Annotated in this window: 20 protein-coding genes and 2 riboswitches; of the genes, 5 read left to right on the forward strand and 15 right to left on the reverse strand. The window is 48.0% G+C overall.

Annotated features, from left to right (window positions below; all coding sequences use genetic code 11):
• Positions 1-410: 410 nt before the first annotated feature.
• The gene (gene gntK, locus DHX103_RS07225; RefSeq protein ID WP_422124598.1) at positions 411-1,955 is read right to left on the reverse strand and encodes a gluconokinase; all 1,545 of its coding nucleotides are present in this window, start codon (positions 1,953-1,955) and stop codon (positions 411-413) included.
• A 65-nt stretch (positions 1,956-2,020) separates the two neighbouring features.
• Positions 2,021-2,905, reverse strand: coding sequence for a phosphogluconate dehydrogenase (NAD(+)-dependent, decarboxylating) (gene gnd / locus DHX103_RS07230; RefSeq protein WP_422124599.1), 885 nt, complete (start codon positions 2,903-2,905; stop codon positions 2,021-2,023).
• Between the two features lie 122 nt (positions 2,906-3,027).
• Here gnd and DHX103_RS07235 point away from each other — a divergent pair, with 122 nt between their 5' ends.
• Both DHX103_RS07235 and DHX103_RS07240 read left to right on the forward strand, forming a co-directional pair.
• The gene (locus DHX103_RS07235) at positions 3,028-3,879 is read left to right on the forward strand and encodes a MurR/RpiR family transcriptional regulator (protein ID WP_422124600.1); all 852 of its coding nucleotides are present in this window, start codon (positions 3,028-3,030) and stop codon (positions 3,877-3,879) included.
• A 159-nt stretch (positions 3,880-4,038) separates the two neighbouring features.
• Positions 4,039-5,271, forward strand: coding sequence for a dicarboxylate/amino acid:cation symporter (locus tag DHX103_RS07240; RefSeq protein WP_422124601.1), 1,233 nt, complete (start codon positions 4,039-4,041; stop codon positions 5,269-5,271).
• A gap of 146 nt (positions 5,272-5,417) precedes the next feature.
• Here DHX103_RS07240 and DHX103_RS07245 read toward each other — a convergent pair whose 3' ends face one another.
• The 6 genes from DHX103_RS07245 to DHX103_RS07270 form a co-directional block, all read right to left on the reverse strand.
• A complete protein-coding gene (locus DHX103_RS07245) occupies positions 5,418-6,134 on the reverse strand; it encodes a sulfite exporter TauE/SafE family protein (RefSeq protein WP_422124602.1) in 717 nt (238 codons plus the stop codon).
• 622 nt (positions 6,135-6,756) lie between these two features.
• Positions 6,757-7,350, reverse strand: coding sequence for a flavin reductase family protein (locus DHX103_RS07250; protein WP_422124603.1), 594 nt, complete (start codon positions 7,348-7,350; stop codon positions 6,757-6,759).
• Positions 7,351-7,415: 65 nt separating this feature from the next.
• Positions 7,416-8,420: an EAL domain-containing protein gene (locus DHX103_RS07255; RefSeq protein ID WP_422124604.1), complete on the reverse strand. Its 1,005-nt coding sequence runs from the start codon at positions 8,418-8,420 to the stop codon at positions 7,416-7,418.
• A gap of 285 nt (positions 8,421-8,705) precedes the next feature.
• Positions 8,706-9,242 (reverse strand): putative immunity protein, encoded by a 537-nt coding sequence (locus DHX103_RS07260; protein WP_422124605.1) that lies wholly within the window; start codon positions 9,240-9,242, stop codon positions 8,706-8,708.
• A 237-nt stretch (positions 9,243-9,479) separates the two neighbouring features.
• Positions 9,480-12,095 (reverse strand): phosphoenolpyruvate synthase, encoded by a 2,616-nt coding sequence (gene ppsA, locus DHX103_RS07265; protein WP_422124606.1) that lies wholly within the window; start codon positions 12,093-12,095, stop codon positions 9,480-9,482.
• Between the two features lie 292 nt (positions 12,096-12,387).
• Entirely contained in the window at positions 12,388-12,855 is a 468-nt protein-coding gene (locus tag DHX103_RS07270) for a VOC family protein (protein ID WP_422124607.1), read from the reverse strand.
• A 431-nt stretch (positions 12,856-13,286) separates the two neighbouring features.
• Between DHX103_RS07270 and DHX103_RS07275 the strand changes: the two genes are divergently transcribed.
• Together DHX103_RS07275 and DHX103_RS07280 are read left to right on the forward strand one after the other, a co-directional pair.
• Positions 13,287-14,738 (forward strand): UDP-N-acetylmuramoyl-L-alanyl-D-glutamate--2,6-diaminopimelate ligase, encoded by a 1,452-nt coding sequence (locus tag DHX103_RS07275; protein ID WP_422124608.1) that lies wholly within the window; start codon positions 13,287-13,289, stop codon positions 14,736-14,738.
• A gap of 144 nt (positions 14,739-14,882) precedes the next feature.
• Positions 14,883-16,595, forward strand: a complete 1,713-nt coding sequence (locus DHX103_RS07280; protein ID WP_422124609.1) for a multicopper oxidase family protein — start codon at positions 14,883-14,885, stop codon at positions 16,593-16,595.
• Positions 16,596-16,784: 189 nt separating this feature from the next.
• Here the strand turns inward: DHX103_RS07280 and gap are convergent, their stop codons facing one another.
• The 7 genes from gap to mtnK all read right to left on the reverse strand — a co-directional run bounded on the left by gap (position 16,785) and on the right by mtnK (position 24,544).
• The gene (gene gap, locus DHX103_RS07285; RefSeq protein WP_422124610.1) at positions 16,785-17,789 is read right to left on the reverse strand and encodes a type I glyceraldehyde-3-phosphate dehydrogenase; all 1,005 of its coding nucleotides are present in this window, start codon (positions 17,787-17,789) and stop codon (positions 16,785-16,787) included.
• Between the two features lie 129 nt (positions 17,790-17,918).
• Positions 17,919-18,173: an SHOCT domain-containing protein gene (locus tag DHX103_RS07290; protein ID WP_422124611.1), complete on the reverse strand. Its 255-nt coding sequence runs from the start codon at positions 18,171-18,173 to the stop codon at positions 17,919-17,921.
• A 468-nt stretch (positions 18,174-18,641) separates the two neighbouring features.
• Entirely contained in the window at positions 18,642-19,679 is a 1,038-nt protein-coding gene (locus DHX103_RS07295) for an ABC transporter permease (protein WP_422124612.1), read from the reverse strand.
• The gene (locus DHX103_RS07300; RefSeq protein WP_422124613.1) at positions 19,603-21,156 is read right to left on the reverse strand and encodes a sugar ABC transporter ATP-binding protein; all 1,554 of its coding nucleotides are present in this window, start codon (positions 21,154-21,156) and stop codon (positions 19,603-19,605) included. The genes DHX103_RS07295 and DHX103_RS07300 overlap by 77 nt, the downstream gene beginning before the upstream one ends.
• Positions 21,157-21,219: 63 nt before the next feature.
• Positions 21,220-22,305 (reverse strand): sugar ABC transporter substrate-binding protein, encoded by a 1,086-nt coding sequence (locus DHX103_RS07305; RefSeq protein WP_422124614.1) that lies wholly within the window; start codon positions 22,303-22,305, stop codon positions 21,220-21,222.
• The gene (gene mtnA / locus DHX103_RS07310; RefSeq protein WP_422124615.1) at positions 22,302-23,363 is read right to left on the reverse strand and encodes an S-methyl-5-thioribose-1-phosphate isomerase; all 1,062 of its coding nucleotides are present in this window, start codon (positions 23,361-23,363) and stop codon (positions 22,302-22,304) included. Before mtnA ends, DHX103_RS07305 begins: the two co-directional genes overlap by 4 nt.
• A gap of 2 nt (positions 23,364-23,365) precedes the next feature.
• The gene (gene mtnK, locus DHX103_RS07315; protein WP_422124616.1) at positions 23,366-24,544 is read right to left on the reverse strand and encodes an S-methyl-5-thioribose kinase; all 1,179 of its coding nucleotides are present in this window, start codon (positions 24,542-24,544) and stop codon (positions 23,366-23,368) included.
• Positions 24,545-24,620: 76 nt separating this feature from the next.
• Positions 24,621-24,775, reverse strand: a riboswitch (SAM riboswitch).
• 680 nt (positions 24,776-25,455) lie between these two features.
• Positions 25,456-25,565, forward strand: a riboswitch (SAM riboswitch).
• A 77-nt stretch (positions 25,566-25,642) separates the two neighbouring features.
• On the opposite strand from mtnK, the gene mtnW reads away from it, so the two are divergent.
• The gene (mtnW, locus tag DHX103_RS07320; RefSeq protein ID WP_422124617.1) at positions 25,643-26,857 is read left to right on the forward strand and encodes a 2,3-diketo-5-methylthiopentyl-1-phosphate enolase; all 1,215 of its coding nucleotides are present in this window, start codon (positions 25,643-25,645) and stop codon (positions 26,855-26,857) included.

Genomic DNA, 26,857 nt, shown 5'->3' on the forward strand with positions numbered 1-26,857 from the left:
GTGATAAGTTCGGCAATTTTATCCATTATTTTTTTCCAAAGGAGCTACTTAGGTTTCTGTTAGAAGAAATTCTGCTGAACGCACGGAAACGGAACTTAATCGCACGTATTTTGATTTAATCGCACGCAACCCGGTCTTAATCGCACGCAAATGATTTTAATCGCACGCAAATCCTGCACATCAGGCATTCAAAGATTTATTAAATAATTAAAGAAAATATTACCAGCAAACCCTCCCACCACCCTTAAACCCATCAACGCCCAATATGAAAAAACCTTCGCAACCGCGATGGTTTTCTCTAAACATTGGATGTTTTTCTAACGCTTTCTACTATAATAAAGAACAATCTTTCATTATCTCCACAAAAAAACCGGCACCCCATCTAACCGGGGTACCGGATTCTATTCGCGTCAGCCCAGGTGTTTACGCTGGAAGTCGGCGATGCTTTCGTATTCGTCGGTCAGAAGACGCGACAGCCGGATGAAGATCGGCAAGAGTTCTTTGTAGATGTCAGTGGACGCTTGATCAGGTTGATGAGTATGAGTGTCGCCGATCATGTCGCTGACGATGCTGAAGTCATCGATTTCACCGAGCGCGTACATGCCAAGAACGACGGCGCCGAGGCATGAGCTTTCATAGCTTTCGGGCACGGTGACCGGTTGGCCGAAAATGTCGGCCATCAGCTGGCGCCACATTTCGGAGCGCGCAAAGCCGCCGGATGCTTTGATGAGTGTCGGTTCGCCGGTCAATTCTTCGACAGCGAGCAAGACGGTGTACAGGTTATAGACGATGCCTTCGAGCACGGCACGGATCATATGCTGCTTTTCGTGATGGATGCTCAGGCCGAAAAACGAGCCGCGGGCATTGGAATCCCATAACGGTGCACGTTCGCCGGTCAAATATGGATGGAACAACAGGCCATCGGAACCCGGATTGACGGTTGAGGCAATGCGCGTCAGCACGTCGTACGAATCGATGCACAGTCGTTTTGCCGTTTCGACTTCCGCTGCCGCAAATTCATCGCGCAGCCAGCGGAGAATGATGCCGCCGTTATTGACCGCTCCCCCGATCACCCAATGATCGGCGGTAAGCGCGTAGCAGAACGTCCGTCCTTTCGGATCGGTTTTCGGCACCGGTGAAACGGTGCGCACTGCGCCGCTCGTTCCAATGGTTACCGCGACAACGCCCGGCTCGATGGCACCGACGCCGAGGTTGGCAAGTACGCCGTCGCTTGCGCCGATGATGAACGGTACATCTTTTGGAAGACCCATGAATGCGGCATATTCCGTTGCCAACTCGCTCAAGGGGTGCGTCGTGGGCACGGGTTGCGGCAATTGGCCGGCATGGATGCCCGCGACTTCAAGGGCACCGCTGTCCCAATCGAGATTTTCAAGATTGAACAAACCCGTTGCTGAAGCGATGGAATGATCGACAACGAATTTACCGAATAATTTATGGAACACAAAGCTCTTGATGTCTGCGAACATGGCCGTTTGCCCGAAAATCTCCGGCTTGTCTTCTTTCAGCCAGACGATTTTCGACAGCGGCGACATGGCATGGATCGGTGTGCCGGTGCGCAGGTAAATCGAGTGCCCATCCATTTCTTCTTTGATGCGCTTGGCGTGTTTCGCCGCGCGCGAATCTGCCCAGGTGATGCTTTGGGTCAATAGCTGATCTTCCGCACCGACCGCGATCAGGCTGTGCATCGCCGAGCTGAATGACACCAGCTTGAGCGTTGCCGGATCAATGCCGCTTTTGCGGATTGTTTCCCGGATGGTGCCGAGTACCGCGCGGAAAATTTCTTCCGGATCCTGCTCTGCCGTCAGCGGCGTGGGCGTCTGCAACGGATAGAAAATCGTCTCCGTCGCCAGGATGCCGCCAGTTTTATTGAACAGAACGGCTTTGGTCGAAGTCGTCCCGATGTCCACTCCAAGATAATGCGCTGGTTCAGCCATGGGAACCCTCCTTTTCATATACTGAAATTATACGCGAATAAAACCAAAGGCGCAGTTTCTATCGATTATTTCTTCACGACTGCATGGCCGCCGAATTCATTGCGCAGCGCCGCCACAACTTTGCCTGTGAACGTATCGTCTTCCTGTGAACGGTGGCGCATCATCAATGACATTGTGATGACCGGAGCCGCCACTTGCAGATCAAGTGCTGTTTCGACCGTCCATTGGCCTTCGCCCGACGAATTCATGATGCCTTTGATGTCGTCGAGTTTGGCGTCTTTTGAAAATGCGTTTTGGGTAAGGCCCATCAGGTAAGAGCTGATGATCGAACCGTTGTCCCAGACGCCCGCCACTTCTTCGTAATTGTAATCGAATTGGCTTTTGCTGAGGATATCGAAACCTTCTGCGATCGCCTGCATCATGCCGTACTCGATGCCGTTATGGATCATTTTCAGGAAATGGCCGCTGCCGGCTTTGCCTGTGTACAGGTAGCCGTTTGCAACGGAAATGTCTTTGAAAAGCGGTTCGATGTCTTTGAACTTTTCTTCGTCCCCGCCGATCATCGAGCAGATGCCGTGGCGTGCGCCTTCTGTGCCGCCGCTTGTGCCGCAGTCGAAATAGTAGAGTCCCTGTTCCTGCAGCATTGCCGCGCGGCGCAACGTGTCTTTATAGTTCGAGTTACCGCCGTCGATCAATGTATCGCCTTTTTGGAGCAACGGCAGCAATTCACCGATCACCGATTCTGTGATATCGCCCGCCGGTACCATCAACCAGATGGTGCGCGGTGCCTGCATGCTGTTTACCATCTCTTCTATAGAAGAAACACGTTCGAAGCTGTCCTCTTCAAACTTTGCAAAATTATCGTATCCAACCACTTTGTGCCCGTGATCTGCTAAATTCAAGGCCAGATTCAAGCCCATTTTTCCTAATCCAATCAAACCAATTTCCATTCTAACCACTCCTTGTAGAAATTTTTTCCGTAGTGGTTTTATTATATCAAATTTTTTTCCTTAAACAAGGGAAGTGTAGTATAATATCCAGTATGAAACGGTCCAGAAATGAGGAATTTACTATGAAAGAGCAAAAATTTGCGCTTGCAGCCATTCGCGGCAGCTATTCACAATTCAGTGATAAAGAAAAAAAGATTGCTGATTTCGTCCTGAATGACCCCCGCAATATCATCCATTTAACCATTAACCAGATTGCGGATGAACTGAATATCGCGGAATCAACCATTTTCCGTTTTTGCCAGCGCATCGGCTTTAAAGGTTTCCAGGCTTTTAAAATTTCCCTGGCTTCAGAAGTCGTAACGCCGCTGAAAGACATCCATGAACAGATTGAAGAAGGCGACGAAGTCAAAACAGTTGCTGAAAAAGTCTTCCGTTCCAATATCAAAACGCTGGAAGCGACGTTGCAGATAGTTGATGGCGAAACAATTGAAAACGCTGTCACCACCATTTTGAACGCGCGCAAAGTGGAATTCTTCGGAAATGGCGGTTCCGCCAGCGTCGCGATGGACGGTTACCATAAATTCATCCGTCTCGGATTACCCGTGGCGATGAATCTTGACGCGCATGTCCAGGTCATGTCAGCCTCCCAGATGAACGAACAGGATGCCGCAATTGTCATTTCCCATTCGGGATCGACGCGCGATATTCTGGACGTGCTGCATGTGTTGAGGAGCAAAGGCGTGACAATCATCTGCCTGACGAATTTCGCAAAATCGCCGCTGACGAAAGAATCGGATATTTGCCTTTATACCATATCAGAGGAAACCGACTTCCGGTCAGAGGCACTGTCCTCCCGTATTGCCCAGCTGAGCCTGATCGATGCGCTGTATACGAATCTGATGATTGCCCGCAGCGACGCCGGCAAGGCCTCGCTGCAGGATATGCGCGAAGCCATGTCACATAAAAGATTATAGACATTTTAGCCCTGCCGTTTCGGCGGGGTTTTTTTGTTCTTCGACTCCGCTTTGAGCAATGCTTTTGACAGCCGCTGTCCCTTCCTCTATCGTAATGAATAATCCCAAGTAATACTATACGAATTAATTATTTACCAATAACTTTAAAGGAGGCAGCTCATGAAAGCCCTATGGAGAACTTATTTGGATACATCCTTAATTGTTAAAATCACCATTGCACTGATCCTGGGTGTTGCGGTCGGCCTGATTTTCGGCGAAGATGCAGCGGTACTGGCGCCTCTCGGGGATCTGTTGCTGAGTTTACTGACGTTCCTGATCATCCCGCTGATCCTGTTCACTTTGATGGTCGGCGTCAACCAAAGTCGGCTGAATGACCTCGGACGGATGGGCGGAAAGGTATTTCTCTATTACACTTTGAGTTCCGCATTCGCCATTATCGTCGGTCTTTCTGTCGCAAGCCTGTTCCAGCCCGGCAGCGGCATGTCGCTGCAAGGCAATGAGACGTTCGATGTTCCGGAAAACCCAGGTTTCATCAATGTGCTGTTGAACATTGTGCCATCGAATATTTTCACCGCCTTTACGGAAATGAATCTGCTGGGCATCATTTTCATCGCATTCACGTTCGGATTGGCGATTTCCTATATGCGCAGCTCTTCCGAATTCGGAGATCTTGGGGAACATCTCTATAAGACCGTCAACGGTTTGAACGAAGCGACAATTGTCGTGTTGAAAGTGATTCTGCAATATGTGCCGGTCGGTGTTTTCGCCATCATGGCGGAAGTCGTCGGCAGCCAGGGACTAGATACGCTGTTGTCGCTGGGCGAAATGGTGCTCGTGCTGTACGCCGCCATCGCGGTGCAGATTGTAATTTATACCGTGCTGCTGATTACATTTAAAATTAAACCCGGCTTCTTCTTCCGCCATGCGCGGACGCCAATGCTGACGGCTTTTGTTACGCAAAGCAGCTCCGGCACATTGCCGCTGTCGCTTGATGCCGCGCGCAATCTCGGCTTGTCGAAAAGTCTGTACGGCTTCAGCCTGCCGCTCGGCGCAACGATCAACATGGACGGTGCCGCTATCCGCATCGCCGTGTCCGCTGTCTTCGCCGCCAACTTGACGGGCAATCCATTGTCCTTACCCGACATGCTGATGGTCGTATTGGTCGGGACACTGGCGTCTATCGGAACAGCCGGTGTCCCGGGTGCGGGCATCGTCATGATCGCCACCGTCTTCGTGCAGCTCGGATTGCCGATGGAAGCCGTCGCGCTGCTGACTGCGATTGACGCACTGGTCGGCATGGGCGCAACCATGCTGAATGTTACAGGTGATCTCGTCGGGTCAAGTGTCATCGATAAAAATGAAAAGAAACGGCAAGCTGCAAAAGCTCTATAAAGACGACCTCATTATAGAAGTCGAGCAAACGCCATCCCACTCACCGGAAAACGGTAAGAGGGATGGCGTTTTTGGATTCTTTCATCGATTTGATGTTACCGAAACGGCAGGGCTCCCCGCTTTTATTGTCATAATCGCCATGCAGCTCAGCCCAAACTATCGAACAGAAGGTACCCGCCTGTAAACAGCAGAATTGCATACGTGACGTAGCGGAAAGTTCGCTGGTCAATCCGATGAAACAGGCGCTGGCCAAGATAAAGACCCAGCAGCACAACCGGAATCGCCGCTGCGCTGGAAAGCCAGACGGTTTTGTGGGTGCCGGTAAAGAAGATCTGCAGCACCAGGCTGATGGAATAAATGAACAGATAAAAAGCGAGCGTCGTTCCCCTCAGCTTTTCCTTCTGCGTGTTGGTTCCCGAGAAATACAACAGCAACGGTGGCCCCGGCATGCCGATACTCGTTGTCAGGCTTCCCGATAATCCGCCGAACAGGAAATCACGGCCACGGGTCTGCCGGATGCGAAATGACAGGATCAGCAGAAGGGTCAGCAACAGAATCACCAGGCTGATGCCGAGTTTCAGTTTCTCCATATCGGCCGCCACAAAAACTGCGATACCGATGGGCATGCCCGCGATGCTGCCGATAATCAGCCTTTTTAATATGTCGAAATCGATATCGTGGCGGATTTTTGAGATCAACGCCGCCGAAATGAGCAAGGACAGGACGAGATTGATCTGGATGGCGTCACTGACAGGGAATAGCAGCAGCAGAAACGGTGTTGCCAGAATTGAAAATCCGAAACCGGTACTTGTCTGAAGAATGGACGCCGTCAGGATAATTACGATGAACAGAATGATTTCCACAAGAGCACCCGCTTTACAGTTGGACTGATAGCGATTTTACCATAGCCCTGTCGGGAATAAAATTACCCTCAAGACAACCTGCACCGACGAATACCTCTTTAATCGAGTCATGTTTTTGCTGAGGTACGGAGTTTGGCTTGTGGGGTGCGGGTTGGATTGTTTGGGGTGCGGCTTGGCGTCCGTGGGGTGCGGGTTAAACCGTTCGGGGTGCGGCTTGATCGATTTGGGGTGCGGTTCGCCGCATTTGAGGTGTGATCGACAATGATTCAAAGCTATAATATAAAAAAGCGAACAACGATTTGAAATATTTTCCACATTTTTAATTTTAGTTGCGCGATTTCACAATTTAGTTGCGGTTCTCGATCAATTAGTTGCGGTTAAACTTAATTTAGTTGCGGTTACAGCCATTTTAGTTGCGGTCACCAAAAATCCAACCCCCAAATTTGAAAAAGCCGCCACTTGCGCGGCGACTTCCGAAGGCCTGGAGTTTTTCGCACAGCGAAAAACATCCGCTCCAGCTTTTGACCTGTGCATCATTCTTAACAAGCAAAAATGAACTCAAAAAAGGCCCGTATCGGAAAACAGCTCTTTCCGATACGGACCCATCATATAAAATTTCAATTTAATCCGGCCGCTTCAATGAAAAAATTTCACCCAGTTTGGCGTAATTTGTTCCGGCCAGGCGGCTGACCGGCTTGAGGAGCTCAGCATTGATGCGCCCGTCTTTGTAAATCGCTTCGTCTACATGGATCCGCACAATGCGGCCGATGAGAAGATCCGCCCCCGGCAAGTTCACTGCCTGATGGAGGATGCACTCAAAACGGACTTTCGACTGCGCAACAGCCGGCACATCAACTTCTTCGCTGTCGACCAACGTCAGCTTGGTCACATCGATTTCACTTTGATCCCGCGGCAAGGAAGCGGCTGTTTCATTGACTTCGAAGACGTTCTCTTCATCGACAATATGAACAACGAATTCCTTGCCCGCCAAAATATTGCGGGCAGTGTCTTTCTTTTCTCCGCTTTTTCGCTGCACAGAAACGGACAGCATCGGCGGGTTGGACGACACGATATTGAAATAGCTGAAAGGGGCGGCGTTAACTACACCCTCCGCAGACCTGCTGGTGACAAAAGCAATGGGACGCGGAATAATCGATCCAATCAGCAATTTATAATTCTCACGGTCCGTCTGTTTATAAGGATCAATGCTCAGCACAGCAACCACTCCCTTTTCTTTCAGTTTACCCGAAACGAATCTACTTACTGCAAAAAACGCTCGCTTTACGCTCTAACAGTGGAAATTCCCTGTGGTTCTTTTGCCGGTTTACCGAAATAATAACCTTGGAACAATTCGTAGCCCCGCTCTTTCAGCCATTCAAAATCTGCTTTCGTCTCGATGCCTTCCGCCAATGGAACCGAACCGATTTCCACCGCTTTCTTCAGGAATCGCAACGCCGTATCCTGTTTGCCCGCATCTTCGGCAACGCCTTGCACATACTGCATATCAAGTTTCATATAATGAGGCTCCAGGTCCGCCAGCATTTCGATCGTGCTATACCCTTCACCGACGTCATCAAGCGCATACTGGAAGCCTTTCTTCTTATAGAAAGCGAGAATTTCGCGCAAATGGGCAATGTCATCCACTTGTTCCGTTTCCACCACTTCAAACACCAATTGTCGTGGATCCACGCCCAGCTCATTCGCCAGGTTTATCGTGGACCGCAGGCAGAATTCCGGCGAATAAATCGAAGTCGGGATGAAATTAATGAACGCTTTCACGTCTTTTATTGCCGCAGAGTGGCGAACAGCGGCCATCCGGCAAACCCGGTCGAGCGCATAAAGTCTGCTGCGCGATTTCGCAGCCGGGAAGATTTCATTCGGATAAATGACCGTGCCGTCTTCTTGATGAAAACGCGCAAGCATTTCGTAAGCGAATACCTCTTCATCCGCCGTCACGATGGGCTGGTAATGGCAAACGAGCAATTCCTTGCGGATTACATCATCAATCCACTCCGTTTTAAAAACCTGTTCCATTTCGCCAAGTACATTCCATTCCCCTTTATCGATCCGAAACTGCACCCCCGCCGGTTCCATATGGTGAAGGCAGAAATCGAGAAATTCCTGTGCGCCACGTTCGTTCATAAGCAATCTATTGTCTTTCCTTATAATCTCCATGTCTCGTCGTTCCAAGTGACTGACGACTTTCTCCATCAGGGATAGATTCAAATCGCCTTCCAGCTTAATATCAAACTTCAGCTCAGCAACTGAACAATTATTGCATTCCATTGGTCACACTCCTTTTGTACTATCTCTTTCAGATTACCTTAAAATGGCTAATAAATCTTTAATATTTTAAAATTTAGGAAGTCATTTTTTTGGTTCAAAGACGGAAAAAGAGAGAAAATGCAATTTGGATTAGCATCTTCTCTCTTTTCTGCTTTTTTGTGGATTCTGATAACGTCATGACATGTAAACTTGTATTTATTCTTTCGTAAAACTCACTTCAATTTGAGATAAGTATAGTGTTTTCTATTCGATTATTAATCGACATGGGATGATTCATCTTCATCTTTATCTATATTTATTTAATAATTCATCTATTATCTTTAATTGCCTTGTCCTTTCTTTTGTTGAGGCAGTCAAGGAGTTCTCAGTCAGAAGATTTTCCACCTTTATTGCATAGTCACTGCTAACCAAAGCATGTCCTCGCATATGTCCTGTTGCAATTGCTTGAGCAAATGAACGTGCAGAATACTTACTAATATCAGAGCTGGATTCTTTAGCCAATTCATTTACAATCAATCCAACTTTTCTCAAATCATACGCCCTTATGTTACCTTCTATTCGTTTCTCTAAAGTTTCCATCCCTAAATTTATACGGGAATCGTTTTTTAAATGAATGTCGAGATGATCTAAATACACTGATGCTACCCTCAATGCCCATTGAGCAAGAAATTTTTGCGGCATTTTTTCAAGAGTCTCTTCAATTCGGTTTCTTAATTCCATATTATCTATGATTTTTATTTTGGGGCTGCTATATTTAAATTCTTCTTGCTCTGCTTTTATTTTTTGCTCATGCTTGTTCCATGCATATTCTTCTAAGTTCATTAAAAGCACTCCTATCCTATTTTGCCAGAAGGCTTATTACTTACGTTTTACAGCCGAAACCTGGTTGTTCTTAAACCTTTTTCTATGTGAATCATTTCAAATATATACGATTTAATAGTGCGATTATCGACAAGCAAAACTAAGCTGGGCATCTATCCATTGTTTCAAACAAAAAGGAGAAAAGATGTGCTTTAATTAGCCTCTTTTCTCCCTTCTTAAACGTTCTTTTCGATTCAGCTAATCCAGCACTTCCACATAGCCTTCAGAACCGTTAATGCGAATCTGCTGCCCATCTTTAATGTAGGTTGTAGCGTTATCCACACCAACAACAGCCGGCAGCCCGTATTCACGCGCTATGACTGCGCCGTGTGTCATGAGCCCGCCGACTTCCGTTACCAAGCCCGACAGCGAGACAAATAGCGGCGTCCAACTCGGGTCTGTAAAAGCCGTTACGAGTATATCGCCAGGTTCAATATGGGCATCCTCCATTTTTAAGATGACCCTCGCCCGTCCTTCAATGATGCCGGATGACACCCCGATGCCTGGGAACGCACCGCTTGGCAGCTTATCGATCCGGTAATTCCCGAAAATCTCTTCGCCTTCTGAAGTCATCAGTCTCGGCGCCTTCAGTTTCCCGTAATAGCGGTAAGCCGCTTTCCGCTCTTCAATCATCTGTCGGTCTATGCTCTTGCCATTGACCGCATCCCGGAATTCCTCAAATGATAAATAATAGACATCCTCGGGCACTTGGATCACTTCTTTTTCATACAATAAAACAGCTTCTTTCATCAATGCCTGCTTATAGAGAAAGTAGCGTTTGACAAGCCCGAACTTCGGATACTCCCGGTAGCCGAGAAAGTTTTGCAGCAAACTGATCATGTGCTTGGTCTTTTTAACTTTCCGCCTGCCTCCTGGCAGAATGGCCAGGCGCGCCAGCAATTCCTGTTCCTTTTGCCTGGCTTTTTGTTTACCTTCTGCAACTTTGGCAGCGCGCGCATGCGGCTCGAATTTTTTGATATTGCCCAATATGACGGGAGCCAAAATTGTCGGATCTTCGCTCCATCGTGTTTTTGTAATGTCGATTTCACCCGCACAGCGCATGCCGTATTTCTCGAGGTATTCCCTCAGCGCTGTGCTGACCGCCGTTCCGCCGTGCATTTTTTCCAAGTCTGCGAAAAACGTTTCTTTTCGAGGCTGCTCCAAATAGGCCAGTACCTCAGGGTAGTTCCGCACCACATCCGCTACATCGAGAAGCTCAAGCCCCATTTCGGACGTCACGTTATAGGCCACGGATTGGCTGAGAATGTCTGCAACCTTCTTTTCGCCCAGCCATTTTTCCATTTGTTCATTGAGCCAGTGGACCGCATAGATCCCGACCATAATTGCGCTGAAGCTTTCCGGATTATATGTTTGTTTTTTCAAGTGATTGTGATCTTCCTTGATGAATTCGAATAACTCATCTCCCGAAACCGTTTGAATGCGCCATTCCAGGGATCGAATGGAGGCTTCATTTAAATTGATCAGCTGCCTCGCGAGTCTGGGGTCATTTTTCCGATACACTTTCAACAGTTTCACCGGAAGGTCCCAGGAAAATGCCTCGCTCTTCAATGTGAGTATGTGCTTTCCTTTTGAGAGCGGCGGTTTTCTTTTCATGAAATTGGCTAACGCATCTTTCAGAAGGGGATCGCTGCTTCCAAGCGATGACACGATCACCACCCGTCCAGTAACCGAAGCGAGCTCATGCGTCATATCCATAAATAATCGTCCGCCGGCCGCCACTATATTATAATCGGTGAGAAAACCGAAAAATGACATGCCCAGCGGATTGATTGGATCGGTCATCATCTGCTGGTGACCGATGGACAAATAAATGCGGTACTGCCCGTCACTTTTTTGGGGTAATGGGAATAAAGTCGTGATCGGCCGGCTTTGCACAATATAGATGGATTCATCCATCAGGCACCATTCGATGTCCTGCGGTGTTCCGAAATGCGATTCTATTTGACGGCCCATCCCTTCGAGCGCCACAATCTGTTCATCCTTCAACGCTTGCTGTTCTTGCTGTTCAAGAGGAATCTCCCGTTGTTCCGTCCCTCCACTGTCCAATGGATATACGGCAATCTTCTTCGCGGAAACCGTTTTTTGAATGATCCGCCCTTCCCGGACCTTGTAATTGTCTGCCGAGACGATGCCGGAAACGAGCGCTTCGCCCAATCCGAAACTTGCATCGATCGACACCACTTTGCGGTTGGATGTGACCGGGTCTGCGGTGAACAAAATTCCCGAAGCCTCAGGAAAAACCATTTGCTGAACGATGACCGACAAATGGACCTTCCGGTGGTCAAAGCCGTTTTGGATACGGTATACCACTGCCCGCTCCGTGAACAAGGAAGCCCAGCATTTACGAATGTGCCTCAAGAGCTGCTCATAGCCGTGGATATTTAAAAATGAATCCTGCTGCCCTGCAAATGACGCCGTCGGCAAATCCTCCGCCGTCGCACTCGACCGCACCGCATAACTGAACTGGCTTCCCACCTTCTCCAAAGAATCGACGATTTCCTGTTTTATCTCTTCTGGAATCTCCGTACTTTCGATGGCATTTCTTAGCCTTTCGCTGACAAATCGAACCCTTTCTAAATCCGTGGCTTGGAGCTCTTTCAATTCCTCCATCCATTCCGCAATTATCGGATTATCTGTAACCACTCGCTTGTACGCGTCAGTCGTAATACAAAATCCCGCCGGCACCCGAATGCCTGGAATTTTTGCCAGCTCCGCTATATTCAAACTTTTCCCGCCCACCAGCAACAAATCGTGTTTTTCCACTTCTTGAAAATCCAGCACGTATTTTTGCAAAAAAATCGTCTCCTTTGCATGTGGCTGTTAATCCCTCAACATCCCGTTACGACTTTAGTAAGCGGTGTAGTTTTACTTGGTATCTGCTGCATATGTTTCTGTCGTTCCTTATACAATAATTAATTCGACTTTTTCCTTATTACCCCTTTAAAAACGCCCCTCTTCTGCTAATCCAAAGTTAGTTAGCTGCTCTTCAAAGAATAATTATTCGATTCGAACGAAAGAACTGTAGCTGTTCGGAAAAGTATACTTTTACAAAAAAAAGAAGATAGGCTACTGCGCCCTCTTCTCTTCATTCATTCCACCTATTATTTTCACCAAGTTGTTCCGCCAAACCGATTAGAAGTCCTTCGGTTCCGCGAATGTAGCAGAGCCGATACGAGTCCTCGTACTGAACCACTTCGCCAACGAGCTGAGCCCCGTGCTTCGTCAGTCTGGATACCATTTCGTTAATGTCTTCAACCGTGAACATGACACGCAAATAACCCAGGGCGTTTACTGGAGCAGTTCGGTGATCAGATTTAGGATTCGGGGTGAAAAATCGTGAAAGTTCAAGTCGACTGTGGCCATCCGGGGTAACCATCATCGCAATTTCTGCAGTCTGCGAACCCAATCCGGTTACGCGACCCGCCCATTCACCTTCGACCATGGTTCGCCCTTCGAGGTTCAAGCCAATCTCCTCGAAGAAAGAGATGGCATCATCCAGCGATTCTACAACGATGCCGACGTTATCCATTCTCAATAGTTTGTTTTTCTCCATTGTTTTGCCTCCTCCAGCTTTTATTAACTATGTCCTTCTATAAGAAAGCTGAAAACCCTCTCCCATTTTATTTTGTTGTTTAACGAACCAGATTCTTAAAATAAAAGATTACTCTTCAACCTCGCCTAATTTCAGGTGTCATCCTCTCGAGGAGAGGCGTTCGTAAAAGCACACCTTTCCGAACATCCAAAAAACACAAAAAGAGAACTGTCAGCCGAATAACACGGGATCTATTGAACAAAATCCCAGGTTCTTATTGTAATGAATCATCCGAAATTCGATTTCATCTGATAACTGAAAGATTCCATTTATGTTACAGGTAAATTAAGTTTTTGCTTGTTCGGCCCTAGGCACTAATTCTGCACACATTTTCAACATTCATGTTTTAGAATAAGTTGAATATAAATTGTTTTAGAGAGGTCAGCCAATCTATGAAAATAAATCAACTTTTGAACGATTCCAGTCTGTTCTCTCGATTAGATTCCAGTATTCCAGAATTAGATATCCTTGGTATAGCCGACAACTCCAGGGATGTGGAAGAAGGATTTGTATTTGTCGCTATTAAAGGTTTTGAGAGTGATGGCCACGGGTTTATTGACCAGGCAATTGAAAAAGGAGCAGCGCTTGTCATCGGTGAACAGGGAATTACCCGATTGGGGGTCCCCTATCTCCAGGTGGAGAATAGCCGGAAAGCGTTGGGCATTCTGACCAGCAATTTTTACGGCCATCCATCTGACCAAAAAGTGATGATTGGCATTACAGGCACCAATGGAAAAACGACTACGAGCTATATGCTCCAGCATTTTCTGGAAAGCAACGGAATTACTTGTTCTGTCATCGGGACCATCCAAAATATTGTCAACGGTGAGAAATTGCAAAGCTCTACCACAACACCAAGTTCACTTACTCTCCATAAATTGTTATCGCTCAGTCAGGATGATGTCATCATCATGGAAGTCTCTTCTCATGGATTGTCCCAATATCGTTTAGAAGGCATCGAATTTGATATCGGCTTGTTTCTCAACCTTCAGCATGAACATCTGGATTATCATGGCTCCATGGATGGCTACTTTCAGACGAAGCTTTTGATGTTCGACCAGCTGAAAGAGCATGGGACTGCTGTAGTAAATGCAGATAATGAGTGGGGGCAAAAGCTCTGTGAAATCCTGCAAACAAATAGCCAACCGATGTATACAATCGGAAAATCCAGTGAATGCGATTTACGTATTGCAGAATTCAATTCCCTGTCCTCCACCATGATGGTAGTGGAAGGTAATGAAACGTATCCAATGGACTCTGCGATGAACGGAATACACAATATGTATAACACCTTAATGGCCTATGGAACTTCGTTACTGCTGGGTATCTCCAAAAAAAAGCTCTTAAATTCCATTCAGCACTTTAAGGGAGTCGATGGACGCTTCGAGGTTACCAAACTGGTCTGTGGACCGACCATTGTTGTCGACTATGCCCATACACCGGATTCCATCTCTTACTGCTTGGAAACAGCAAAATCACAAGGCGCCCAGCGAATAACCCATGTTTTCGGCTTTCGTGGAGACCGAGACCCAAGCAAACGAAAAGACATGTTATCCTTAACCGCTGAATTGAGTCAGCGCTATATTTTGACGTTGGATGATCTGAACAAAGTTTCGCAAAACGATATGATGGAAGCTTTAATTCACCTCAATAAACTTTATGGGAATCAAAAAGGAAGCGTTGTTCCGGACCGTACACTCGCCATTCAGAAAGCGATTCAAGAAAGCGAAGAAGGCGATTGGATTGTAATTACCGGCAAAGGGCATGAGAAATATCAGCAGAACTTCCATTTACCGACTGCGTCAGATCGGGAAACAGTCAATTTTATAACAAAGCTGAAATAAAAAAATCATTCAGCAGTATTTATGAAAATACTAAGTGTTGTTTCAACGATGTTAATCATTATCAACCCATTTATCGTTTCTGCAGTTTCTAGTAAAATTGATGACCCTTAAATGCCAATAATTTCCATTAATGCAGCTATTTTAATGGCAGCAACTACTGGAGAAGTCATCTGCGAAAAAAACGCATGGTCGCAGATGTATCTTGCTGGTTTAACAAAAATCCCCCAATTATTTACGCAATTGAAAGCGCGAAATATTGAAGCCACCCTTGTTTATTCGGAAGAGGAAGAACGCAAAATTCAGGGAAATATTTGGAATGAAAGGACGCGACAGACAATGAAAAAGATCCTGTTAAGCGCATTCGCTCTAATTTTCATCTTAGTCGGTTGCAGTGACAATGAGAACACCAGACAATCACAGGACTCCCCGATGAATGGTGGGCATATGGGCGGCCGGGGCGGCACGAATCAAGAAGGCGGCAATGAGAGAGGCATGGGTGGTATGGGTGGCATGATGAACCATGGGAATATTCCTCTTCTCGAATCCTCTGAAGGAATCAATGAGCTGCCAATTCCCCCTCTATTAGAAAAGCAGCAAGGTCAGGACTTCGATTATGAAGTCACTGCCCAACAAGGCACGACTGAATTTTTCGAGGGCATTTCAACTGACACCTACGGCTATAACGGCGATTTACTTGGTCCCACACTTAAGCTGGAAGAAGGCGAAAGTGTGGATGTCAAAATCACAAATGATTTGGATGAGCCGACCACCTTCCACTGGCACGGCCTGGAAGTTCCCGGTGAAATTGATGGCGGTCCACGCAGTGAAATCCAACCCGGCGACAGTCAAATCATCACGTTGGAAGCGGATCAGCCGGCTGCTACCCTTTGGTATCATCCCCATGTCCACGGCTCGACAGCCGAACAAGTATTCAAAGGCCTGTCCGGGATGTTGCTCATTGGCGAGGGCTCCGGCTCTGATTCGGAACTTCCGGATGAGTACGGCGTTGATGACATCCCGCTCATTTTCCAGGACCGCCTGTTTGATGAAAACAAACAATTGAATTACGACAGACTGATGAACCTGGACGGCACCTTAGGTGATGTTTCCATCGTCAACGGAACCGTTAACCCAAAACTGACCGTCAGCAAATCCGTCATGCGCTTTCGTTTGTTGAACGGAGCCAATGCGCGGAATTATACGTTCCGGTTGAGCAATGGCGCGAGCTTTACGCAAATCGCTTCTGATGGCGGATTGTTGGATGAACCGGTTGAAACCGACACGCTGACTTTAGCCGCTTCCGAGCGCGCTGAAATTCTCATCGACTTTTCATCGATGACCGATGAGGAGTCCCTCGCCATCATCAATGATGAAGGAACTGTATTGCTGCCGTTTGACCTGGATTTCGATGGTTCTCCGGCTGACTCCGCCAAACTGCGGACAGTCGAAGAGCCTTTCCTGACCGACCAGGAAACAACAATGCCTGTCACGAAAGAAATAGAGTTATTCGGTATGGCGGATATGGTGACGATCAATGGAAAGAAATTCGACATGGACCGCATCGACTTTCGCCAGAAACAAGGCGTCACGGAAGTTTGGGAAATTTATATCAAACCCGATATGATGGGCGGCATGATCCACCCCTTCCATATTCACGGCACCCAGTTCAAGATCATTTCACGTGATGGCGCAGAGGTGAAACCGAACGAACAAGGCTTAAAAGACAGCGTGCTGGTCGAACCCGGCGAACGGGTAAAACTGCTTGTCACGTTCCCCGAAAAAGGGATTTTCGTTTTCCACTGCCACATTTTGGAACATGAAGACAATGGCATGATGGGGCAAGTTGAAGTGGACTAGCATCTTAAAAGGCAGATAGCGTATTTTTCGCTATCTGCCTTTTTCTTTGTAAACCTTAAACAGGGAACACCTTGGCCCTAAGAAGAGGAGGCCCTTTCAATTAATAGTCTTGGGTCTCAACAGCTTCTTTCATGTTCTCTAAGGAAACTTTTGATTCTTTTAGGTACCGTCCACTTTTTCAGTTGGTGTTTATTTGATAATTCCAGCTAAATGTTCAGTCAAACGAATCAGATTAGATACAAATCCATATTCGCTGTCGTACCAGGAAACAGTTTTGACGAGCTGCTTATCCCCATTTTCAACGATATCCGTTAACGTTGCATCATAAATACCTCCTGCTGAAGTGCCAATAACGTCTGAAGACACAAGCAGTTTTTCCGAGTATTCAAATGATGGAGTTGCAGCTTCTTTCATGGCTGCGTTCACTTCTGCAATTGTAACTTTTCTTGCTAAATTGGTGTAAAACTCCACGATCGCCCCACCTGCCAGGGGTACACGCACCGCTGTTCCATCAACAATTCCCTTTAACTCTGGAATGACTCTTCCTACAGCTTTTGCTGCACCTGTAGAGGTCGGAATTGCATTCATCGCCCCTGCCCGTCCGCGCCTCATATCCGACTTGGGACTGTCATGCAATTTTTGCGATGGGGTATAGGCTTTAATGGTCGTCATATAACCCGTTACAATTCCAAAGTTATCATGCAACACTTTCGCCACCGGAGCTAAATCATTGGTTGTACACGAAGCTGATGAAATTATCAGATCGTCTTTTGTAATGATGCCCTCATTAACCCCGTAAACGATTATCTTCGTTTCCTGGTCTGCCGGAGCTGTTATAATCACTCGTTTAGCGCCTGCGTTAAGATGTGCTTCAGCCTTATCGGCAGTGGTATACAAACCGGTCGCTTCCAACACGATATCAATTTGCAGTTCCTCCCATGGCAGATTTTTTGCATCCGCTTCCTGGTAACATTTAATTTCCTTACCACCGACGACCAGGGTATTTCCTTGCACCTTCACCTCATGTTTTAACCGGCCATAATTGGTGTCAAATTCCAATAAATAAGCTAAATTCTCAATATCAGCTAAATCATTAACAGCAACTAGTTCCAGTTCTGAATTTGTATCCAGCAACCTTCTTAATGTTGTTCTTCCTACACGGCCAAATCCATTAATAGCTAGTTTTACAGTCATTAATTCTCCTCCTTATAACATAAAAAAAGGACTCATCATGAACATGTCCAATAAAGACACACCTGCTAAAAATTACTGAGAGGTTTTCTGACTATCTCAAAAACGATACTCAGCTCCGTTAATGCACCCCTACTTTTTAGTGTCGTATCCCTCAAGTTCATGCAAGCGCTCCCGGTATTCTTCCGTGCTGATTTCCCCCCGTGCATAGCGATCTCTCAACAGGTCCGTTGCACTGGAAGAAGAACGGCTACCACCTTCTGTATTTTGGGTTTTCCGCATGAAATAGACAATCAGCACCACTGCTAGAGCGATAAACAATAGCAGAAAAAGCGTCAAAAAAAACATAGTAGCCCAACTCCCATCATGCATTCCGTAATTCCACATTTTTGTTTTCCTCCTTTTTATGATGTACTTACTGTTTCTCTCCCGTTTCCCAAAATCTTTGGCCCCGATAATTTGAGGCAGCTGCAATTATAGGGGTGAAGAAATTTGGCTGTTCCATTTGTAGCAGTTTTCTGTACCATCAGTGTATCACATAATTTTATTAATATTCAGATAATTTTGATAAAAACAATTTTTCCCAATGTAGAACCCATTCGATTTTTCGCACGTAAGCTTCCAAGGGCTAAAATCTTGTGTCCGTCCCCTCTGAAATATGAATAAAATAGCATTACTTTATTAATATAGAATGTAAAAGGCGCTTCCGTTGACTGTTAGATTGAAGTTCGTAAAAGTACCCCTTTCCGAACACCCAAAACGATCCAAAAACACAAAAAGAGAACGTTCGCAAATGTGCCTAAACACGTTACGAACGTTCTCTTTTATTCAGCGAGATTTACGAACAAAAATCCCTCAGCTCTGCGCGAATTTATTCTTCGCATACACATACGTAACTGCAAGCGCCGCTACCAACACAGCGCCTTTGATGATATCAAAAGCGTAATACGGCAGATTCTGGATTGTCAGACCGTTCAGCAGGATACCGATGACCGCTGCGCCGAAGAACGTGCCAAGCGCATTCGGTTTGCCGGCACCGAGCACCGAATAGCCGACAAATACGGCAGCGACAGCTTCCATCAGGAGCGGTGCGCCGGCGTCAATTTGGCCCGAACCGACGCGGGCTGTGAACAGGATGCCCGCCATCGAAGCGAAAACGCCCGAAATGATGTACGCCGAAGTCTTGACCTTTTTCACGTTGACGCCCGACAGCGTTGCGGCTTCCGCATTGCCGCCGGTCATATAAAGGACGCGGCCCCAACGCGTATGATTCAGGAGCACGTACGCTGCGAGCACCATCACCACCATAATCCAAACCGGCACCGGCAAGCCGAGCATTTGCCCTTGGCCGATCCACAGAAAAGCTTCAGACAATTGGCCGGGAGCCGTGCCGCCGGAAGTCAGCGGCATATTATTATAGATAGAATAGCCTTCCGTATATGTGCGGTGAAGCCCCGCCACGATATACATCATACTGAGTGTCGCGAGGAGATCCGGAATGCCGATGACCGTAATGAGTAAACTGTTGACGAGACCCACTGCCACACCGATCAACAGCGGAAGCAGGAGCACGAGCCACAGCGGCATGTCATACCACACCATGAGCGACGCCGTTACGACGGTCGACAGGGACATCGTCGAGCCGACAGACAGATCAAAACCGTCCACTACGAGGGTGAACGTGACCCCGAGCGCCAGCAGCGTAACGATTGAAATCGAACGGAGAATATCCGAGAAGTTGCCGTAGCTGAAAAACGCGTCGCTGATGCTGCTGAAATACACGATGATGGCAATCAGCAGGATTATGGCGCCGTATTTAAACAGAAATTGGACTGCGTTCTCTTTCGCTGAGTTTTTCGTTTTGGGTAAGCTCTTCTTTTCCACCGCTTGCATAGAGTAGTATCCTTTCCTGGGTCGCTTCTTGACGTGATAATTCCTTCACGATCTGACCATCGCACATTACCAGAACCCGATCGGAGATGCCGATCGCTTCATGGATTTCACTGGAGAAATAAAGGCAGCCTTTGCCGCTGCCGGCTAATTCCCGGATCAATTTGAAAATATCCACTTTTGCGCCGATATCGACGCCCTTTGTCGGTTCATCGAACAGGTAAAGCAGCGAATCGAGGCTCATCCATTTGCCGATGGCCACTTTCTGCTGATTGCCTCCGCTGAGGTGGACAAGCGGCGTTTCGGTGTCGCCGGTTTTGATCTTTAATTTATCGATGATTTCTTCAGCAAACTTGTTTTCAGCGGTTTTATTCATGAAAAGATTTGTTGAAAATTTCGGGAGATTCGGAAACGATGCATTGGCCCGCAGCGTTTCGTGAACGAACAGCCCTTCTTTCCGGCGTTCTTCCGGAATCAGCGCCATTCCCGCGCGGATCGCATCGCCCGGATGTTTCAGCCGCGCTTTTTTACCCGCAATCTCGACCGTTCCACCGATTGTATCCGATGCGCCGAACAACGCTTTGGCGAGTTCAGTTTTGCCTGCGCCGACGAGTCCGACAATGCCGACGATTTCCCCCGCTTTAACGGACAATGAAACATCCCGAAGTTTGCCGCCGTCCGATAAGCCTGCCACTTCCAGCAAATTCTCGCCTATAGAATGCGGATGGTTCTCCAATTCCTGGCTCAACGCTTCGCCTAGCATCGCTTCGATAATCTGTTCAGAATGCGACTCTTCCGTAACGAAAGTGTTGACCCATTTCCCTTCACGCATCACCGTAATCCGGCTGCTGATATCAAAGACCTCCGGCAACCTATGGGAAATAAAAATGCATCCAACGCCGTCCGTGCTCAATTTCCGGATCACCGAAAACAATTTATCCGATTCCGTCAGCGACAATGGCGCGGTCGGTTCATCGAAAATGATGATCTTCGCCGAATGCACCAACGCACGGGCAATCAGCACAAGCTGTTTTTCCGCCAATGTGAGCGTTCCCGCTTTTCGGGTCACCGAAATTTCTTCCGACTGCAGCTTTGCCAACGCTTCTTTTGCCTGCTTGTTTATTTTCTTTCTCGACAACAGAAAGCTGCCACCCGCTGCAAAACTGTCCAACAGGATATTTTCCGCCACCGTCAATTCCGCCACAATGGCCGTGTCCACTTCCTGATAAACGCAGTAAATGCCCTGCTCTTTAGCCTGTTTCGGTGAGCGCAATGAAATGACTTTGCCGTCGAGTCGGATTTCGCCACTGTCCGGGCCATAAACGCCTGACAGAATTTTGATCATTGTGCTTTTGCCTGCTCCGTTGACGCCGAGCAAAGCGTGAACCTCACCTTTCGCGAGAGTTAACTCGCCGTTTTCCAGGGCAGTTACCTTGCCGAATTTTTTGCTGATTGCCTGCATGGTCAATAAATGCTGCATCGCTGCAATCCTCCTTTCACCGAAAGGAGCCGCCCATTTCCGAGGACGGCTCCAATTCCAGGTTTATTGCCCTTCCAATTCGCGCAAGTCATCTGTATATCCTTGATCGCTTGCTCCCCATCCTTCAACGTGATCACTCAAGGTTTCTGTTGTCACCGTTTCTTCCGGAAGTTCTGCCGCATCGATGAATACCGGCTCCAGTACCACTCGTTCTTCAGGCTCTTCGCCATTGATCAATTGGTAAGCGTAACGCACTTGGATGCGCCCGATATCTGCCGGGTCCACTGCCGCTGACGCTACCCACGGGCTGCCATCTTTTTGGATCATCTGCAAATCTTCATCGCTCATGTCGATGCTGTAAACTTTGATGTCGGTGCGTCCCGCCTGTTCGATGGCACGGACCGCGCCTTTCGCGAATTCATCCCAAGCCGCCCAAACGGCTGTGATGTCGCCTTCGTTCGGATATTGCTTCAAAATCGCTTCCATTTGCGCTTGCGTATCAAGCGCTGTGTTTTGTGTCGCAGCGCCAAAAGCCGCCACTTCTTTGATGCCTGTGTTGTCTTTCAAAAATTGCTCATAAGCGATTTGGCGGCGTTCCATCGGCGCAAAACCGGCCGTCCAGATTTTCACGATATTTGCTTCGCCATCGTTGTCATCCGACAATTTCTGTAAGGTTTGTTCCGCCATCAGCTGATCGCCTTGTTCAAGCGACACAACGCCTTCCACATCGACTCCTGCGTCAAATGCCACAACCGGGATCCCTTGTTCCACCGCTTTTTCCACGCCTTGATTCAACGCTTCTTTCGTGCCGTGGTCAATGAGAATCGCGTCTGCTCCCTGGTTAATGGCGGCATCCAGATTGGAAGCCATTTTCGCCAAATCGCCTTCGGAATTAAAAACCGTCACGCTGCCGCCGAATTTCTCTGCCTGCTCTTCCACGCCCGCTATGTATTGAGCCGAAAATGTTCCCAAATTCTGTTGCAGGATCAACGCCACGTTCTTGCCCGCCAGCGCATGATCCGATGCTTCCGATTTCTCACCCGAATCCGTTTCTTCTTGGGTTACTGTTTCCCCTTTTGGTTGGCATGCCGCCAATAATATACTGATAAATAATAACGCCGCTATGATCCAAAATGATTGTTTTTTCATGATTTCTCCCCTTTTCCACTAACTGTTGTAAAAACGTCGATTATATTCCGCTCATAATCCGGATGAATGATACCTTTTTCCGTTATGATCGCTGTGATGTATTGTGCGGGCGTTACGTCAAATGCCGGATTAAAAACTTTTGTGCCGTTCGGCGCGATGGGCTGGCCGGCACTATGGGTGATTTCTTCAGGTGCCCGCTCTTCAATCGGAATATTTTTGCCGTTCGGAATCTGCAGATCGAATGTGGAAACCGGTGCCGCCACGTAGAAAGGAATGTTATAGGCAGCGGCCAGAATCGCCAGGTTGAGAGTGCCGATTTTATTGGCTGTATCGCCGTTTGCCGCAATGCGGTCAGCGCCGACGATGATCGCTTCGATGTCTTTTGCACCGATCGTGTGGGCGGCCATGCTGTCGGTGATCAGTGTCACATCAACGCCTGCCTGCTGCAGCTCCCACACCGTCAGCCGCGCTCCTTGAAATACCGGACGTGTTTCGCAGGCGTACACTTCAAAGTCACGACCCAGTTCCTTGCCGAGATGGAACGGTGCCAGCGCAGTGCCATATTTTGCCGTTGCAATCGAACCCGCGTTGCAGATTGTCATGACTCTCGAGCGGCCTTCCAATAAATCCAGCGCATAGCCGCCGATGGTGCGGCAAGCTTCTTCGTCTTCTTCATGGATGCATTTTGCTTCCGCCAGAATTTGCGCTTTGGCGGCTGCCACCGTCTGCGCTGACTGAATCGATTGCTGCAGCCTGCCGAGCGCCCACACCAGATTGACTGCCGTCGGACGCGACGATCCAAGATAAACCGCATCTTTTTTCACGTAATGATGGAAAACTTCCAGCGTTTCTGTGTCGTGCTGTTGCGCTGCAAGCGCCAAGCCGTAAGCCGCCGTGATGCCGATGGCCGGTGCCCCGCGAACTTTCAATGTAAGAATGGCGTCGTAGACATCTTTAATGGTATTGAGTGCAATATATTCTGTTTCGTGTGGCAGTTTTTGCTGATTCAGAATGATCAACTGGCCGTTGATCCATTGAATCGATAAGGGTATCGCCATGTTTACAACTCCTCCAACAGCGCCGTTACGTCCTGGATGGATGCCAGCTCGCTGCGTTTGATGATTAATGTCTCCCCGAGTTGGAGAACCTGTTTTTTAGAATGAATGCGCTGTTCTGCGTCTTCGATGCCGTCGAGATCTTTGACATGCGCCAGGCCGATTGTGCGGCGTATCAACTCACAGCCGGCAAAGCCGAGCGCATCCCGGAAGATTTTTTCTAGCACCGATTCCCGGTAGCCCGGAACATCCTTGAAGTCTTCGATGCCTTCGCTTTTCCATAGTTCAGTGAAGCGCGTTTCGAACACGTGCCAGGTGTTCTCGACATGCTCTATGATTGTGCCGCGGCCATCGCCGCTTCGCGTAATGCCTTGCACCAACAAATTCGCCAGGAACAAACCGACGTCAAAACCAATCGGACCGTAAAACGCAAATTCGGGATCGATGACCTTGGTTTCATTGTCATCCGCGAAAATGCTGCCGGTATGGAGGTCGCCGTGCAGCAATGCCTCCGCTTCCGTCAAAAAGCTACGCTTCAATTTCGCCGCCTCAAGCTTCAAACGATCATTGCTCCAGATCGCCTCAACCGCCTGTCGAAGCTCCGGTTCAAAATCGTTCGTCTCATAGTCGAAAAATGGATCCGTGAACACCAGGTCTTCCGTGATCTTGCACAGTTCCGGGTTGGAAAATTCCGCCGCCAATCCTTTCTTTTGGAATGGATGCAAAGCGAAATCGGATGTATGGAATAAAGTCTGGGCCAGGTATTCACCGATATGCGTCGATAACTTTGGATAGCTCTTCCCTTGAATCAGGCCTTCCCGCGCAATCGTCAGATGGGAAAGATCCTCCATCACCGTATAGGCCAATTCGTCATCTGTGCTGTATACTTCCGGCACCAGGCCGGTCGCGAACTCGCCGTGTTTCCGAAGTGCCGCCGCTTCGATCGCGGCACGCTTCAATGTCAGCGGCCAGCTTTCGCCCACCACTTTTGCGTAAGGCAGCGCCTGCTTGATGATGACTCCTCTGCCCCTTTTCGGATCGCTAATCCGAAAGACATAATTCAAATTGCCATCGCCGATTTCCCGGCATTCAAGGTTTGCACCTACCGGCAAAAGCCCTGCCGCCAATTCGATGGCTGCCGCTTCCGTCAAAGGTTCATATGTAGAAATTGCTGTAGTTGTCATGGTCATCTTCCTCTCAATTCAATATAAAAGCGCCTCTTTCCGAAAGAAAGAGGCGCAGAATAAAGAGGTTCCATGCCTCTTATCTCTCAGAAATAAAATTTCTGATGGAATTAGCACCGTGCCTTGCGGGATGTTCATCCCGGCGCATATAGCGCCCCTTCTCACGAAGGTATTACGGTCGGTTGCTGGGCGTCATAGGGCCAATTTCCCTCTGCCTGCTCTTGATAAGAGTACTAAAATTTGTATGCGGTTGTTGTTATGAGTTGAATCCTATCACGAGTCAGAATTGACTGTCAACAAGATTTTTTAAAGTTGTGAAGACCCTGAGCATCACAATTTGCAGACACTTATAGAAGAAATACGGATAAATTCTCATGAATTTTTGTGGTTTGGAACTGTGCACATTGCTGATCTGCTCCTGCCCACTCACTCTGATAAAAATTTACGCCATTTAAGCGGAAGTTTTTCGCACGGCGAAAAACTCCAATCTCTAAAGGGAGCCTTCGCTGGAGGCGAAGGCTTTTCAATTTTAGTTTTTTGGGTTTGTGGAGGAAATTTGATGTTTAGTGTTCGAGTGGATCCGAGTTTCGGTGCGGTTTTGGTTGTTTTTAGGTGAAAATGGTCGTCGATTGAGGATTTTGAAGTTTTGGTGTGGTGGATTTGTGGGAAATCAGCGTTTTCGGCTGAGGTTTGAGCCATTTAGGTGAGAGATTTTCATTTTTATAGAACCTTAATTTCCATATTATGGATTTACTGTCCATTACAATTAAAATACTGTCCATTAGAAACAAAATACTGTCCATTAGCTCAAACACCTTCAAAAACTTTTTCAAAATTCCCCTGTTGACAGAATTCTCTGCACATGAAATAATCGGAATTACTTTATTGCAACAACCCAACCGAATATCCAATTCTTATTTAGAGCAGGTGGAGGGACAAGCCCTACGAAGCCCGGCAACCGGTCCAGCAATGGATACGGTGCTAATTCTTGCAGCCAGAAGCTATGGCTGAGAAATAAGAAGTCGTTAACGCCCTTAACCTCTTCTTATTTGAAGAGGTTTTTTTATTTCCAATCAAGGAGTAAAGGAGTGTACATATATGAGCAGACTGACAGCAAGCTACCAGGTATACGGCAAAGCGGGGTCGTTTGAAAAGAAAGCGGAAGGCATCGCGCTCGGACTGACAATCGGTTCGTGGACCGACTTACCGCTGCTTGAGCAGGAACAATTGAAACAGCATAAAGGTGAAGTGGTGTCGGTGGAGGAGTTTCCAAACGACCCTCATCCCCTCAAACCGGATGCAATCAAAGCACACATCAAAGTTTCCTATCCAAGCGCGAATTTCTCAACAGATCTGCCGGCGATTCTGACGACGGTTTTCGGCAAACTGTCGCTCGACGGTGAAGTGAAATTATTGGACCTCGATTTTGAAGAAGGGTTGCTCAAACAATTTCCGGGACCGCGCTTTGGCATCGATGGCATCCGCGGGTTGCTCGATGTCCACGGCCGCCCGCTTGTTATGAGCATCTTCAAAGGCGTAATTGGCCGCGACATCGATTATCTGACAGCGCAACTGAGACAACAGGCACTCGGCGGCGTCGATCTCGTGAAAGACGACGAAATCCTGTTCGATAATCCGTTGACGCCGTTTGAACAGCGCATCACCGCAGCAAAGCAGGTATTGCACGAAGTCTACACCGAAACCGGCCACCGCACACTTTACGCAGTCAATCTGTCGGGCCGCACGTCGCAGCTTCGTGATAAAGCGCGGCGGGCACGGGAACTCGGCGCCGATGCCTTGCTCTTTAATGTTCATGCCTACGGACTCGATGTGCTGCAGGAATTGGCGGAAGATGGTGACATCGCGCTCCCGCTGATGGCGCATCCGGCGTTCAGCGGCGCGTTCACTTCTTCCCCGTTCTACGGCGTATCGGCGGCTCTCGCACTCGGCAAGCTGACACGTTATGCCGGTGCTGACTTTTCGCTGTTTCCCTCCCCTTACGGCAGTGTTGCCATGGAGAAGACAGCGGCACTGGCACTCGGCGAACAGTTGACGAATGAAAGCTTGTTGAAACCGGCTTTTCCGGTGCCATCCGCCGGCATCCATCCGGGACTCGTGCCGTTACTCGTCAACGATTTTGGAATTGACAGCATCATCAATGCAGGCGGTGGCGTCCACGGACATCCCGACGGTGCAGCGGGCGGCGGCAAAGCGTTCCGCCAGGCAGTCGATGCAGTGCTGCAGAATAAATTCCTGGAAAACGCCAGCGAACAGCAGCCCGAATTAAAAGCAGCATTGGAATTATGGAGGTAA

It is taken from the genome of Planococcus daihaiensis (assembly GCF_049262615.1).
Lineage (GTDB): Bacteria > Bacillota > Bacilli > Bacillales_A > Planococcaceae > Planococcus.